Source organism: Pseudomonas marvdashtae (assembly GCF_014268655.2).
GTDB classification, from domain to species: Bacteria; Pseudomonadota; Gammaproteobacteria; order Pseudomonadales; family Pseudomonadaceae; genus Aquipseudomonas; species Aquipseudomonas marvdashtae.
Genome location: NZ_JABWQX020000002.1, coordinates 515,640 through 528,205, shown reverse-complemented (window position 1 = coordinate 528,205; position 12,566 = coordinate 515,640). Strand labels below are relative to the sequence as shown.

Genomic DNA, 12,566 nt, shown 5'->3' with positions numbered 1-12,566 from the left:
CCGTGGGCTGCGGCAGAAAGTTCGCCTGCGCAACGAACCGACACGCCTGCGCCCTGTTCAACCGAGGATGCGCGTCCAATGTGACAGACAAACAACAACCATGGCTATTCGGTTAATCAAGCCAGGAACCGGTTGGAACGGCTTCTTCGAGGCCGGACATCAACCCACCCTCCCAGCAGACCGCGTAATTGGCCATCACTGCCATAAAACGGCACCGACCAGTGGTAGATATCCCTCAGTCCATTGCTGAACATCAGCTGACGATCTACGAATCTCGGCTGACGGGTCAGCAGTTGTTCCATCAATTCCCCATGCAACAGTTCGGCAGTCGCCAGTGGAAACGCCGCGGAGTCCGTCAGGCGTGTGCCGCGCAATGTTTCGAAGCGAGTCGCGAGCTGGTCTTCATAACTTTTATTGCACATGATCAGGCGGCCCTCAAGATCACGGATGAAGATCGGATCGGGAATGGCGTTCATCAACGTTCGCTGGAACGCCAACTGGTCTTTGAGGACAGCCTCGGCCTTCAGGCGCTGGTCGATCTGGGCTTGCAAGCGGCGGTTCCATAGCAACGAGAACAGGCCGAACACCCCGACCACGGCCACGCACCAATAGTCCCACTGGGCGATGCGCAGCGAGGATGAAGGCGCTTGCGGGGAAACCGAGCCCGCCAGCCACTTGGAGCGCAGCGCGCGCATGTCTTCTGCCGGAAAAGCTTCCAGGGCCTTGTTCAGAATACCCAGCAACGGCCGCAGTTCCTGACGAACAGCCAGATAATCCGGCTCCCACCGGTTTTCCAGATTGCCGCCTACTTGCAAGTGCCCTGCGGGATAAAAGTGCGCACCGGTTTCATTTTCGATGGTGGCATAGGCTTCCCGGCTTTCGACCAAGGCTCGTGCCTCGCCATAGGTCTTGACTGTACGCAACTCGATAGCCGGATAATCGCGCCTGATTTCCGTTTCTAATGCATGCCGTGCCGGCAATACCAGAATCCTGCCGTTGAGCTGGCTCAGCGAATGGAGTAACGGTTCCCCAAAACGACTGACAAATACCCAACCGGACCCTCCAAATGCATGACTGAAACTCAGAAACTCCCTGCGCTCGTCGTTCATCACCAGGGTCGTCGTCAAGTCCGCTTCGCCATTTTGCAACATCGTCATCAATTGATCGGGGGAGAACGATTCCCGATGGACGAACTCCAGCCCGGTCATGTCCTGGATGCGCCGGAGAATGTCGTCGGTGAGTCCATTCCACCGTCCATGCTCATCCTTGAACAGATACAGCGGGAACTGCATCGAGGCAACAACGACACGTGGATTATCCCTGATCCATTTCAGTTCATCGGCGTCGAGCGCCAGCCGCCCTCCTGACTCGAACGGTGATTGCCCGGAAGCCGCCAGTTGGGCGCTTGCACACTGCGCCCAATAGGCCAGCGTGAAAACCATCATCCAGCTCAGTGCTGGTTTGCATCGGATAAAGAACAACATCTGCATTTCCTTCGAGATGACTCGCCCCTCCCTCCAAGGCGAAAACCCGGCCAGTTTGGCATGCAGAAACAAGAAAGCCCGTCAGGAGACGGGCTTCAAAATGTGACAGCTTGCGGACGTCAGAGAGGCTTGCCGCGGTTACCATGCTGACTGACAAAGGCCTGCACGGCTTTCAAGTCATTGGGCAATACGGTGCACCGCTCTTTTCGCTCAAACAAATCAGAAAGATGTGCAGGCAGTTCAAGCGCTTTTCCTACGCCAGCTTTCTCCACAGCTTCGGGAAACTTGACCGGGTGAGCGGTGCCAAGGATAACCATGGGGATGTCCAGGCTACGACGGCATTCACGGGCGGCCCTTACGCCAATCGCCGTGTGCGGATCGAGCAATTCGCCGCTCTGTTCGAACACTTCGGCGATGGTTTCGCAGGTCTGCGCATCGTCCACCGCCAGGGAGTCGAACAACTTGCGGGCTTCGGTCCAGCGTTCGGCCTCGACGCTGAAACCACCGCCCTGGCGGAAGCTGTCCATCAAGCCGGCAATCGCCGCGCCATTGCGACCGTGCAGGTCGAACAGCAAGCGCTCGAAGTTCGACGACACCATGATGTCCATCGAAGGCGACAACGTGGCGTGCAGGGTTTCCTTGACGTACTGGTTGCCGCTCATGAAGCGGTGCAGGATGTCGTTGCGGTTGGTGGCGACGATCAACTGGTTGATCGGCAGGCCCATGTTGCGCGCCAGATACCCGGCGAAGATGTCGCCGAAGTTGCCGGTGGGCACCGAGAACGACACCGAACGGGCCGGGCCGCCCAGCTGCAGGGCCGCGTGGAAGTAATAGACGATCTGGGCCATGATCCGCGCCCAGTTGATCGAGTTCACCGCCACCAGCCGGGTGCCCTTGAGGAAGCCCTGGTCGGCGAAGCTGGCCTTGACCATTTCCTGGCAGTCATCGAAGTTGCCTTCGATAGCGATATTGTGGATGTTCTCGCCAAAGATCGTCGTCATCTGCCGACGCTGCACTTCCGAGACGCGGTTGTGCGGGTGCAGGATGAAGATATCGACGTTCTCGCAATGCTTGCAGCCTTCGATGGCGGCCGAACCGGTATCACCGGAGGTCGCACCGACAATGACCACGCGCTCGCCACGCTTTTGCAGCACGTAATCGAGCAAGCGACCGAGCAATTGCAGGGCAAAATCCTTGAAGGCCAGGGTCGGGCCGTGGAACAGCTCCATCACCCATTCGTTACCGTTGAGCTGGCGAAGCGGGGCGATAGCGTTGTGGGAAAAAACCCCGTAGGTCTCTTCGAGGATCTTCTTGAAATCGGCGTCTGGGATGCTGCCAGTGACGAAGGGGCGCATCACGCGGAAGGCCAGTTCGTGGTACGGCAGGCCGGCCCAGGAGGCGATTTCTTCCTGAGTGAAACGCGGTAGGTTTTCCGGCACGTAGAGGCCGCCGTCCGTGGCCAGGCCGGCCAGCAGGACATCTTCAAAATTCAGGGCCGGTGCCTGGCCGCGGGTGCTGATATAGCGCATAGGGGCAAACCTTCGGTTTGAGCTTCGAGCTTCAAGCTTCAAGCTACAAGTTAAAAGCAGCCGGGCTTTTACTTGTAGCTTGCAGCTCATGGCTTGGAGCTGTATTGATTTAACTTGCAGCTTTTAGCTCGGAGCTTGCAGCTGCTTCAATTCAAATGCTCGACGCGGATACGGACCACCGGGCCAACCACGCCCTGCAAGGCTTCCAATGCGGCAATCGCATCGTTGATGCGCTGCTCGACCACGCGGTGGGTCAGCAAGATCATTGGCACCAGGCCGTCGTGTTCTTCGACCTCCTTTTGCATGATCGACTCGATGTTGATGCCACGCTCCGAGAGAATGCTCGCCACCTGGGCCAATACGCCCGGATGGTCCTTGGCCTGGATGCGCAAGTAGTAGGCACTTTCGCAAGCGTCGATCGGAAGAATCGGATGTGCCGACAGCGAGTCCGGCTGGAAGGCCAGGTGTGGCACGCGGTTTTCCGGATCAGAGGTCATGGCGCGAACCACGTCCACCAGGTCGGCGATCACTGAAGACGCGGTCGGCTCCATGCCGGCACCGGCGCCATAGAACAGCGTCGAGCCGGAGGCATCGCCATTGACCATCACCGCGTTCATCACGCCGTTGACATTGGCGATCAGGCGGTCAGCCGGAATCAACGTCGGGTGCACTCGCAATTCGATGCCGCTGGCGGTGCTGCGCGCCACGCCCAGGTGTTTGATGCGGTAGCCCAGGGCTTCGGCATAGTTCACGTCGGCAGTGGTCAGCTTGGTGATGCCTTCGGTGTAGGCCTTGTCGAACTGCAGCGGGATACCAAAGGCGATAGACGCCAGGATCGTCAGCTTGTGCGCCGCGTCGATACCTTCCACATCGAAGGTTGGATCAGCCTCGGCATAACCCAGGGCCTGGGCCTCGGTGAGCACGTCCTCGAAGGTGCGCCCTTTCTCGCGCATCTCGGTGAGGATGAAGTTGCCGGTGCCGTTGATGATCCCCGCGACCCAGTTGATGCGGTTGGCCGACAGCCCCTCGCGAATCGCCTTGATCACCGGGATGCCACCGGCCACGGCGGCTTCGAACGCCACGATTACGCCTTTCTCACGCGCCTTGGCGAAAATTTCATTACCGTGAACGGCGATAAGCGCCTTGTTCGCGGTGACCACATGCTTGCCATTCTCGATGGCCTTGAGTACCAGCTCTCGGGCAACGGTATAGCCGCCCATCAGCTCTATCACGATGTCGATCTCAGGGTTCGTGGCCACTTCGAAGACATCGTTGGTAATCGCAATACCGGTCGTCTGGAACTGAGGCTTTGGCGTGCGCATGGCAATTTGTGCCACTTCGATTCCACGCCCGGCACGACGAGCAATTTCCTCGGCGTTGCGCTGAAGTACGTTGAAGGTGCCGCCACCGACGGTACCTAACCCACAGATGCCTACTTTGACCGGATTCACTCTTGACTCCCCATGAAACGGCCGACGCAAGGTCGGCCGTGAAATACAGCCGCGCAGCTACGCGACTTAGTGTTTAACGGCCCAGCGAAAGTTTTCGCCGAGCCGTGATCTTCAGAAGCACGCGGCCCATGATCATTTCGCCTCAAGGGCCAGTTTGGCGACTTGCGGCGCCGGCTGGTAGCCCGGAATCACCTGACCGTCCGCCAAAACGATGGCCGGCGTACCGTTCACGCCGATGGACTGGCCCAGCGCGAATTGCTTGGAAACCGGGTTCTCGCACTTGGCGGCCTTGATTTCCTTGCCATCGACCATTTTATCCATGGCCGCTTTTTTGTCCTTCGAGCACCAGACCGCCTGCAGTTGCTCATCACCTGGCGACCCCAGGCCCTGGCGCGGGAACGCCACATAACGCACTTCAATGCCGCGCTTGTTCAGCTCCGGCACTTCGGCGTGCAGCTTGTGGCAATACGGGCAGGTGGTATCGGTGAAGACGGTAATGTGGGACTTGGTTTCGCCGACCGCCGGATAGACCACGGTTTCGGCAACCGGAATGCCGTTGATCAGCTTGGAAACGCCCTGGCGTTCGGTGATCTCGGTGAGATTGACCGGCTTGCCGCCCTTGAGCGCGAACAGGTTGCCCTGGACGATGTACTGGCCATCGGCGCTGGCATACAGCACGCGGCTGCCCTGGAGCTTGACTTCATAAAGGCCGGACATGGGGCTGGCAGTGATGGCTTCGATCGGCACTTCAAGCTCAAGGTTGGCCAGGCTCTTGCGGATAGCCTGGTCAGCCGCGTCGTCGGCGAAAGCAAAGGTGCTGGCCAACGCAATGGCGGCGGCTGTAAACAACTGGATCAAACGCATGGGGACTCCTGAGGCGGACAAATGGGACGGGGAAACGCCGACCCGCAGATCCGGGTTCCAGCCGCCCACTGTGCAAACCGGCAAAGCCTACCACATAAGGCCCGCGGGGCCGAATGCAGCTGTCGCAAGAGAAAACACAACGGACCAGGATCAATAGCCGTGGCGAGGGCGGTACGCCACTCAGCCGCGTGGATGATGCTTGGCATGCAGATCCTGCAACCGCGCCCGGGCGACGTGGGTGTAAATCTGAGTAGTGGACAGATCGCTATGACCGAGCAGCATCTGCACTACCCGCAGGTCGGCGCCGTGATTGAGCAGGTGCGTGGCAAAGGCATGGCGCAAGGTGTGGGGAGAGAGGGATTTGTTGATCCCGGCCACCTTGGCCTGGTGCTTGATACGATGCCAAAACGTCTGGCGAGTCATTTGCTCGCCGCGCAGGCTGGGAAACAGCACATCGCTGGGACGTCCGCCCAGCAGTTCATGACGGGCATCACGCATGTAGCGCTCGACCCAGACAATCGCTTCCTCGCCCATCGGCACCAGCCGCTCCTTGCTGCCCTTGCCCATGACCCGCAACACGCCCTGGCGCAGATTCACTTGCTCCAAGGTCAGGCTGATCAATTCGGTGACGCGCAGGCCGCAGGCATACAGGACTTCCAACATTGCCCGGTCGCGTTGACCGATGGCTTCGCCGAGGTCGGGCGCCGCCAGCAGCGCCTCCACATCGGCTTCCGACAGGGATTTGGGCAGCGGACGCCCCAGTTGCGGCATTTCCACGCGCAAGGTCGGGTCTACCGCAATCAGTTTTTCCCGCAGCAGATAGCGATAAAAGCCACGCAGACCGGAGAGAAACCGCGCGGTCGAGCGGGGCTTGTAGTTCTGCTCCAGGCGCCACGCCAGATGATCGAGGATCAACTCCCGCCCGGCATTGGCCAATTCCAGGTTCTTTTCCTGCAACCAACCGTTGAACAATGCCAGGTCGCTGCGATAGGCCTGCCGCGTGTTGTCGGACAGGCCCTTCTCCAGCCACAGGGCATCGAGAAACTGGTCTATCAATGGATGATCAATGGCAGGCATAAAAACTCATACTGGATGCAGGTGTAAACGGCATCGAAACGGAGAACGAAGACAGGCAGGGTGCTCAAAGAGCAAATCACAGGCAACAAAAAAGCAGCCCGCAGGCTGCTTTTTTTTGCATCGGAAGCTGGACTTAAGCCAGTTTTTCCTTGATGCGAGCTGCTTTACCGGACAGGTCACGCAGGTAGTACAGCTTGGCTTTACGCACGTCACCACGGCGTTTCACGGCCATGCTGTCGATTTGCGGGCTGTAGGTCTGGAAAGTACGCTCTACGCCAACACCGTTGGAGATTTTACGAACGGTGAATGCACTGTTTACGCCGCGGTTACGCTTGGCGATAACAACGCCTTCGAACGCTTGCAGACGCGAACGGTCGCCTTCCTTCACTTTCACCTGAACGACAATGGTGTCGCCCGGGGCAAAGGTAGGGATCTCTTTGGTCATCTGCTCTGCTTCGAGTGCAAGGATGATTTTGTTAGTCATGCTGTGCTCCTAAGGCAAGTCATCGGACTTACCATCGATACGTTGTTAACTATCGTCCCGCTCGCGGATGTATTCCTCGAGCAGCTTCTTCTCTTCTCCAGAAAGCGAGCGGCTTTCCAGAAGATCGGCGCGTCGTTCATAGGTCCGACCAAGGGACTGCTGTAAACGCCAACGCCGGATGTGCGCGTGGTTGCCACTTAGCAACACGTCGGGAACACGCTGATCCGCATACACCTCCGGTCGGGTGTAGTGCGGGCAATCCAGCAGACCATCCGTAAAGGAATCTTCCTCAGCGGAATCCGCATGCCCTAAAGCTCCAGGCAGCAGTCGTGTAACCGCATCGATCAGCACCATTGCCGGCAGCTCGCCGCCAGACAGTACATAGTCGCCAATCGACCACTCTTCATCGACATGAGCTTCAATGAAACGCTCGTCAATGCCTTCATAACGGCCGGCAATCAGGATCAATGCATCCGAATTCGCCAGCTCGCGTACCGCCGACTGAGTCAGCTGGCGGCCTTGGGGCGACAGGTAGATCACCTTCGCACCCTCCCCGGCTGCTGTCCTGGCCTGAACCAGCGCATCTTCCAGGGGCTTGATCTTCATCACCATGCCCGGACCACCGCCAAACGGGCGATCGTCCACAGTGTGATGTCGATCCGTGGTGTAGTCCCGCGGATTCCAACAGGTGAGCTGCAACAGCTCCTGTTTCACCGCGCGGCTGGTTATGCCGTACTCGCTGATGGCGGAAAACATCTCGGGAAACAATGTGATGACTTCAACGCGCAAATTAGCCACGTCTAGAAATCCGCATCCCATTCCACCTTCATCTCGCCTGCGGCAAGGTCGACGGCCAACACGCATTGCTCGGTATAGGGCAACAGGCGTTCGCGATCATCCAGGCTGCCGACGCAAGGCTTGACCACCATGACATCGTTCGAACCGGTCTCGAGCAGGTGATCGATTTTCCCGAGCAATTGCCCGAGGTGGTCGATGACCTTCAGACCCACCAGCTGGTACCAGTAGTACTCGCCGTCGGTCAGTTCAGGGAACAGGTTGCGCGGCACGCAGATCTCATAACCGGCCAGAAGACGCGCTTCTTCACGATCATCGAGATCCTTGAGCTTGGCGACCAGGAACTTGTCGTTCCCACGTCCGCTGACCAGCTCCACCTGTTTCACGCTACCTTCGCGCTTGAGCGTCCAGGTTTTGTACTCCAACAGGTTCTTGATCGGATCAGTAAAGGAATACACCTTCACTTCGCCGCGAACGCCATGAACAGAATAGATCTTGCCGACAACGATCAAATCATCAGCATCTTTTGGCGTCGCGTTCATATTGCTCAGGCCGCAGCCTTAGCCGTTTCCTTCAACAACTGAGCAACGCGCTCAGAAGGTTGTGCACCAACGCTCAGCCAGTAGGCTACGCGCTCTTGGTTCACGGACAGACGAACTTCCTGGCCACGGGCAACAGGGTTGAAGAAACCAACCTGTTCCTTGTGCGAACCGTCACGCGGGTTGCGGCTGTCGGTTACGGTCAGGTGGTAAAACGGGCGCTTTTTGGAGCCGCCAAGGGCAAGACGGATTGTTAGCATGTGAACATCGTTCCTGTAGTCGGTGCTGCAAATCTAAATGCACAGCGGGCATAGGTGCCCGAAAGGCCGCATATTCTAAGGAATATCCGGACTTTTGCAAATGACTTTTTCCGGCGCCTATCAGCGTGCCGTTCAGATCTGCCATGAAGCCGTCGTTGAAAACAGCTGGTCAGCCCCCGCCGAAGCGAGCGGGCTGGAGATCCCACGTCCCCGTGGGCAGCGCCGGCATGACTGCCGACGCCAGGATTCTTTACATTTTCGGCATGCCGCCGCCGGGCAACATACCGCCCATGCCGCGCATCATCTTGGCCATTCCGCCCTTGGCGGAGAATTTCTTCATCATCTTCTGCATCTGCTTGTGCTGCTTGATCAAGCGACCGATGTCCTGCACCTGGGTGCCGGAACCCATGGCGATCCGACGCTTGCGCGAGCCGCTGATCAGATCAGGGTCGCGGCGCTCGGCCGGAGTCATGGAGTTGATGATGGCTTCCATCTGCTTGAACTGCTTTTCAGCCGCGCCCTGGGCATTGCCCATCTGCGCCAGGTTCACGCCACCGATGTTCGGCAGTTTGTCCATGAGGCCGCCAAGGCCGCCCATGTTCTTCATTTGTTGCAACTGGTCGCGGAAGTCTTCGAGGTCGAAGCCCTTGCCCTTCTTCAGTTTCTTGGCCAGTTTATCGGCCTTGTCCTTGTCGAGGGTCTGTTCGGCCTGCTCGATCAGGCTGAGCACGTCGCCCATGCCGAGGATACGCGAAGCGATACGCTCGGGGTGGAACGGTTCGAGCGCTTCGCTCTTCTCGCCCATGCCAATGAACTTGATCGGCTTGCCGGTGATGGCCCGCACCGACAGCGCGGCACCGCCACGGGCGTCGCCGTCGACCTTGGTCAGGATCACGCCAGTCAGTGGCAGCGCGTCACCGAAGGCCTTGGCGGTGTTGGCCGCATCCTGGCCGGTCATGGCATCGACCACGAACAGGGTTTCCACCGGATTGATCGCGGCATGCAGCGCCTTGATCTCGCCCATCATCTCTTCATCGATGTGCAGGCGACCGGCGGTATCGACGATGACCACGTCGATGAATTTCAGTTTTGCTTCTTTAATGGCCGCCTGGGCGATGTCCACCGGCTTCTGGCTCAGGTCGGACGGAAAGAACGTCACGCCGATCTCGTTGGCCAGGGTCTCCAGCTGCTTGATCGCCGCCGGACGGTAGATGTCCGCCGACACGACCATTACCGACTTCTTCTTGCGCTCTTTAAGGAAGCGCGCCAGCTTGCCGGCGGTGGTGGTCTTGCCCGCGCCCTGCAGGCCGGCCATCAGCACCACGGCTGGCGGCACGGCGCTCAGGTTCAAGTCTTCGTTGGCGGCGCCCATCAGGCTTTCGAGTTCGGCCTGGACGATCTTCACGAACGCCTGGCCCGGCGTCAGGCTGCGCGACACTTCGGCGCCGACGGCGCGCTCCTTGACCGAATTGACGAAGTCCTTGACCACCGGCAGGGCGACGTCGGCTTCGAGCAACGCCATGCGCACTTCGCGCAGGGTGTCTTTGATGTTGTCCTCGGTCAGTTTCGCCTTGCCGGTGACATGGCGCAGCGTCTGCGAGAGACGGTCGGTTAGGTTTTCAAACATGCGCGATCCTTTCAGGCCCAGATGAGACCGGGATAATGGCGGCCCAGACCGTGAAATATGTGCTCGGCGAGCCTGCGGCGTGGGCAGGTCGCGGATTATAGCGAAGAAGCGCGCGACGTACACCTCGCTGTCGGTTGCGGTGGTCTTTCGTGCGATGGGGGTTCTATGCCAAACTCGCGCCTTTCGGGCCTGCCTAACAGGATTTATGCTCCCCTTGTCACCCAGCTTGCTTGCCTCCCTCGCCGCCGCTTGTCTTTATGCCGCTGCGACCTTTTATCAGGGTACCCGCCTGGCCACTGGCGCCAAGGCGAACAAACGCCTGCTGGTCACGCTGGGCGTGCTGGCGGTGCTCGGCCATGCGGCCAGCCTTTTTACCCACTTGATGACGCCGATCGGCCTGGGCCTGGATTTTTTCAACGCCGCCAGCCTGATCGCCGTCGCCGTGATTGCCCTGACGCTGCTGGCCTGTTCGCGCATCCCCGTGGAAAACCTGCTGGTGCTGCTCTTCCCGCTGGGATTGGCCACGGTGCTGCTGGCGCAGTTCGCGCCGTCGGGCACAGTGCAGATCATCGACGAAGAACCCGGCATCCTTGCGCATATCCTGCTGTCGATCCTGGCCTACGGCCTGTTCACTATCGCCGTGTTCCAGGCGTTGTTGCTGCTCATCCAGGACCACCAGCTCAAGCACAAGCATCCGTCCGGGCTGATCCGCAACTTCCCACCGCTGCAAACCATGGAGAGCCTGTTGTTTGGTTTTCTCTGGGCCGGCTGGACGTTGCTGTCGCTGTCGCTGATCTCCGGCTGGCTGTTCGTAGAAAACCTGTTTGCACAGCATTTGGTACACAAGACGTTACTGGCTTGCCTGGCATGGGTGGTGTTCAGCGTGCTGCTGTGGGGCCGTAACCGTCTCGGCTGGCGCGGCCACAAGGCCATACGCTGGACGCTGGCCGGGTTCTGCCTGCTGATGCTGGCCTACTTCGGCAGCAAGCTGGTCCGTGAATACATCCTGCATATTTGATGGATGACGCTGATGGATAGGCTGCCCTTGGGGCCATTGTTTGCGGTAATGGTCGTACTGATCCTCTGGTCGGCCCTGTTCACGGCCATCGAAGCCGCCCAACAGCACTTGCTGGCCCAGCGCAGGGCCTCGCGCGCCAGCGACAAGCCGCTGGCCAAGCTGAGTTTCCCACTGGTCAGCCTGGTCCTCTGCAATACCCTCTGTCGCGCCCTCGCCGTGGTCATCGGCACTTGGCTGGCTATTTTCACCTGGTTGGAAAATGGCCCCTGGCTGGCCTGGCTCGGCAGCGGCGCGGCCTTGCTGGTTTTTGCCGACTACCTGCCACGCACCCTGGCCACCCGTCACCCCGATGCGGTGCTCAACGTGGGCAACAGCTTGCTCAGCGTGCCATTGAAAATTCTTTATCCCGCAGCCTGGCTGCTCAATGGCCTCAGCCAGTTGCTGCTGCGCCCCTTGGCCCGCAAGAGCGGCGCGGTCCAGCAAAGCGACGATGAAATGCCCGCACCGCCGCGCACCGACCACGAGCAGGAGCACGGCCACGGTCGGGCGCATCCGGTTTCCGGTATCCACGCGCTGGACAACATCACCGTCAACGACATCCTCGTGCCCCGCAGCGAGGTGGACGGCATCAACCTCGACGATCCCATCGGCGATATCATCGAGCAGTTGCGCCTGAACCGTCGTACCCGCCTGCCGGTGTTCCACAGCGACATCAACCAGGTCGAAGCCGTGCTCAACACCCGCCAGATCCGTCACCTGTTGGCGGATACGAGCCTGACCAAGGAAGCGCTGCTGACGGCCTGCCACGAACCGTACTTCGTGCCCGAAAGCACCCCGTTGCAGCTGCAATTGCTGAACTTCCACAAGCAACAGCGGCGCCTGGGCATGGTGGTGGACGAATACGGCGAAGTGCTGGGCATCGTGACCCTGGAAGACATCCTCGAAGAAATCGTCGGTGAGTTTGAAAGCGAGCACAGCCTCGACAACCCTCACGTCCATCCACAGCCCGATGGGCGCTTGATGATCGATGGCGCGGCGTCTATCCGCGAACTGAACAGGACCCTGGGCTGGCATCTGCCTTGCGACGGCCCGAAGACCCTCAACGGGCTGGTGACCGAGGCGCTGGAAACCATCCCCGAGAGTCCGGTTTGCCTGAAGATCGGCCGCTACCGGCTGGAGATCATCGAAACCGTCGACAACCGCGTGAGCCAGGTGCTGGTGTGGCATAACAGTTCGGTGCCGGTAGTGGTCTAAACGCCCTACCTGTGGCGAGGGAGCTTGCTCCCTCGCCACAGAGGCTCAGCGCACGCTTCAATATTGTGTGCGAGCGCTCTTGTCGATCCGTTAGCCCCCTTCCTATACTCAATCCGCTTACCCAGCCCCGCCCGAGCCCCGTGCCTACCCTGCATTCGGACAGTTCGTGCAGTCCACCGGCAGT

The 12,566-nt window shown here is 59.5% G+C and carries 12 protein-coding genes; 2 read left to right on the top strand and 10 right to left on the bottom strand.

Going from position 1 to position 12,566, the window contains the following annotated elements:
• Nucleotides 1–116 precede the first annotated feature (116 nt).
• From HU742_RS22200 to ffh, 10 genes are all read right to left on the bottom strand, one after another.
• The gene (locus tag HU742_RS22200) at nucleotides 117–1,484 is read right to left on the bottom strand and encodes a transporter substrate-binding domain-containing protein (protein ID WP_186644139.1); all 1,368 of its coding nucleotides are present in this window, start codon (nucleotides 1,482–1,484) and stop codon (nucleotides 117–119) included.
• 119 nt (nucleotides 1,485–1,603) lie between these two features.
• Nucleotides 1,604–3,013: a threonine synthase gene (gene thrC / locus HU742_RS22195; protein WP_186644138.1), complete on the bottom strand. Its 1,410-nt coding sequence runs from the start codon at nucleotides 3,011–3,013 to the stop codon at nucleotides 1,604–1,606.
• A 146-nt stretch (nucleotides 3,014–3,159) separates the two neighbouring features.
• On the bottom strand, nucleotides 3,160–4,464 hold the full coding sequence (locus HU742_RS22190) for a homoserine dehydrogenase (protein WP_030139555.1): 1,305 nt from the start codon (nucleotides 4,462–4,464) through the stop codon (nucleotides 3,160–3,162).
• 132 nt (nucleotides 4,465–4,596) lie between these two features.
• Entirely contained in the window at nucleotides 4,597–5,328 is a 732-nt protein-coding gene (dsbC, locus tag HU742_RS22185) for a bifunctional protein-disulfide isomerase/oxidoreductase DsbC (protein WP_186611127.1), read from the bottom strand.
• A gap of 180 nt (nucleotides 5,329–5,508) precedes the next feature.
• Nucleotides 5,509–6,405 carry a site-specific tyrosine recombinase XerD gene (gene xerD, locus HU742_RS22180; protein ID WP_186634840.1) on the bottom strand — a complete coding sequence of 299 codons (897 nt, stop codon included), beginning with the start codon at nucleotides 6,403–6,405 and terminating at the stop codon, nucleotides 5,509–5,511.
• A 133-nt stretch (nucleotides 6,406–6,538) separates the two neighbouring features.
• Nucleotides 6,539–6,889, bottom strand: a complete 351-nt coding sequence (rplS, locus tag HU742_RS22175; protein WP_003175895.1) for a 50S ribosomal protein L19 — start codon at nucleotides 6,887–6,889, stop codon at nucleotides 6,539–6,541.
• A gap of 45 nt (nucleotides 6,890–6,934) precedes the next feature.
• A complete protein-coding gene (trmD, locus tag HU742_RS22170) occupies nucleotides 6,935–7,708 on the bottom strand; it encodes a tRNA (guanosine(37)-N1)-methyltransferase TrmD (RefSeq protein ID WP_186611125.1) in 774 nt (257 codons plus the stop codon).
• A complete protein-coding gene (gene rimM, locus HU742_RS22165; RefSeq protein WP_025212043.1) occupies nucleotides 7,690–8,226 on the bottom strand; it encodes a ribosome maturation factor RimM in 537 nt (178 codons plus the stop codon). Before rimM ends, trmD begins: the two co-directional genes overlap by 19 nt.
• 5 nt (nucleotides 8,227–8,231) lie before the next feature.
• On the bottom strand, nucleotides 8,232–8,483 hold the full coding sequence (rpsP, locus tag HU742_RS22160; protein WP_025212042.1) for a 30S ribosomal protein S16: 252 nt from the start codon (nucleotides 8,481–8,483) through the stop codon (nucleotides 8,232–8,234).
• A 250-nt stretch (nucleotides 8,484–8,733) separates the two neighbouring features.
• Nucleotides 8,734–10,110 (bottom strand): signal recognition particle protein, encoded by a 1,377-nt coding sequence (ffh, locus tag HU742_RS22155; protein WP_186644137.1) that lies wholly within the window; start codon nucleotides 10,108–10,110, stop codon nucleotides 8,734–8,736.
• Nucleotides 10,111–10,315: 205 nt separating this feature from the next.
• Between ffh and HU742_RS22150 the strand changes: the two genes are divergently transcribed.
• Both HU742_RS22150 and HU742_RS22145 read left to right on the top strand, forming a co-directional pair.
• Complete coding sequence (locus HU742_RS22150) at nucleotides 10,316–11,128, top strand: cytochrome C assembly family protein (protein WP_186611122.1); 813 nt, start codon at nucleotides 10,316–10,318, stop codon at nucleotides 11,126–11,128.
• Nucleotides 11,129–11,140: 12 nt separating this feature from the next.
• Nucleotides 11,141–12,382 carry a CNNM domain-containing protein gene (locus HU742_RS22145; RefSeq protein WP_186644136.1) on the top strand — a complete coding sequence of 414 codons (1,242 nt, stop codon included), beginning with the start codon at nucleotides 11,141–11,143 and terminating at the stop codon, nucleotides 12,380–12,382.
• Nucleotides 12,383–12,566: the final 184 nt, after the last annotated feature.

Bases quoted from the DNA above. Each gene is read 5' to 3' on its own strand.
- HU742_RS22200 (WP_186644139.1), bottom strand. From the start codon at position 1,484: ATGTTGTTCTTTATCCGATGCAAACCAGCACTGAGCTGGATGATGGTT.
- thrC (WP_186644138.1), bottom strand. From the start codon at position 3,013: ATGCGCTATATCAGCACCCGCGGCCAGGCACCGGCCCTGAATTTTGAA.
- dsbC (WP_186611127.1), bottom strand. From the start codon at position 5,328: ATGCGTTTGATCCAGTTGTTTACAGCCGCCGCCATTGCGTTGGCCAGC.
- xerD (WP_186634840.1), bottom strand. From the start codon at position 6,405: ATGCCTGCCATTGATCATCCATTGATAGACCAGTTTCTCGATGCCCTG.
- rplS (WP_003175895.1), bottom strand. From the start codon at position 6,889: ATGACTAACAAAATCATCCTTGCACTCGAAGCAGAGCAGATGACCAAA.
- trmD (WP_186611125.1), bottom strand. From the start codon at position 7,708: ATGGGATGCGGATTTCTAGACGTGGCTAATTTGCGCGTTGAAGTCATC.
- rimM (WP_025212043.1), bottom strand. From the start codon at position 8,226: ATGAACGCGACGCCAAAAGATGCTGATGATTTGATCGTTGTCGGCAAG.
- rpsP (WP_025212042.1), bottom strand. From the start codon at position 8,483: ATGCTAACAATCCGTCTTGCCCTTGGCGGCTCCAAAAAGCGCCCGTTT.
- ffh (WP_186644137.1), bottom strand. From the start codon at position 10,110: ATGTTTGAAAACCTAACCGACCGTCTCTCGCAGACGCTGCGCCATGTC.
- HU742_RS22150 (WP_186611122.1), top strand. From the start codon at position 10,316: ATGCTCCCCTTGTCACCCAGCTTGCTTGCCTCCCTCGCCGCCGCTTGT.
- HU742_RS22145 (WP_186644136.1), top strand. From the start codon at position 11,141: ATGGATAGGCTGCCCTTGGGGCCATTGTTTGCGGTAATGGTCGTACTG.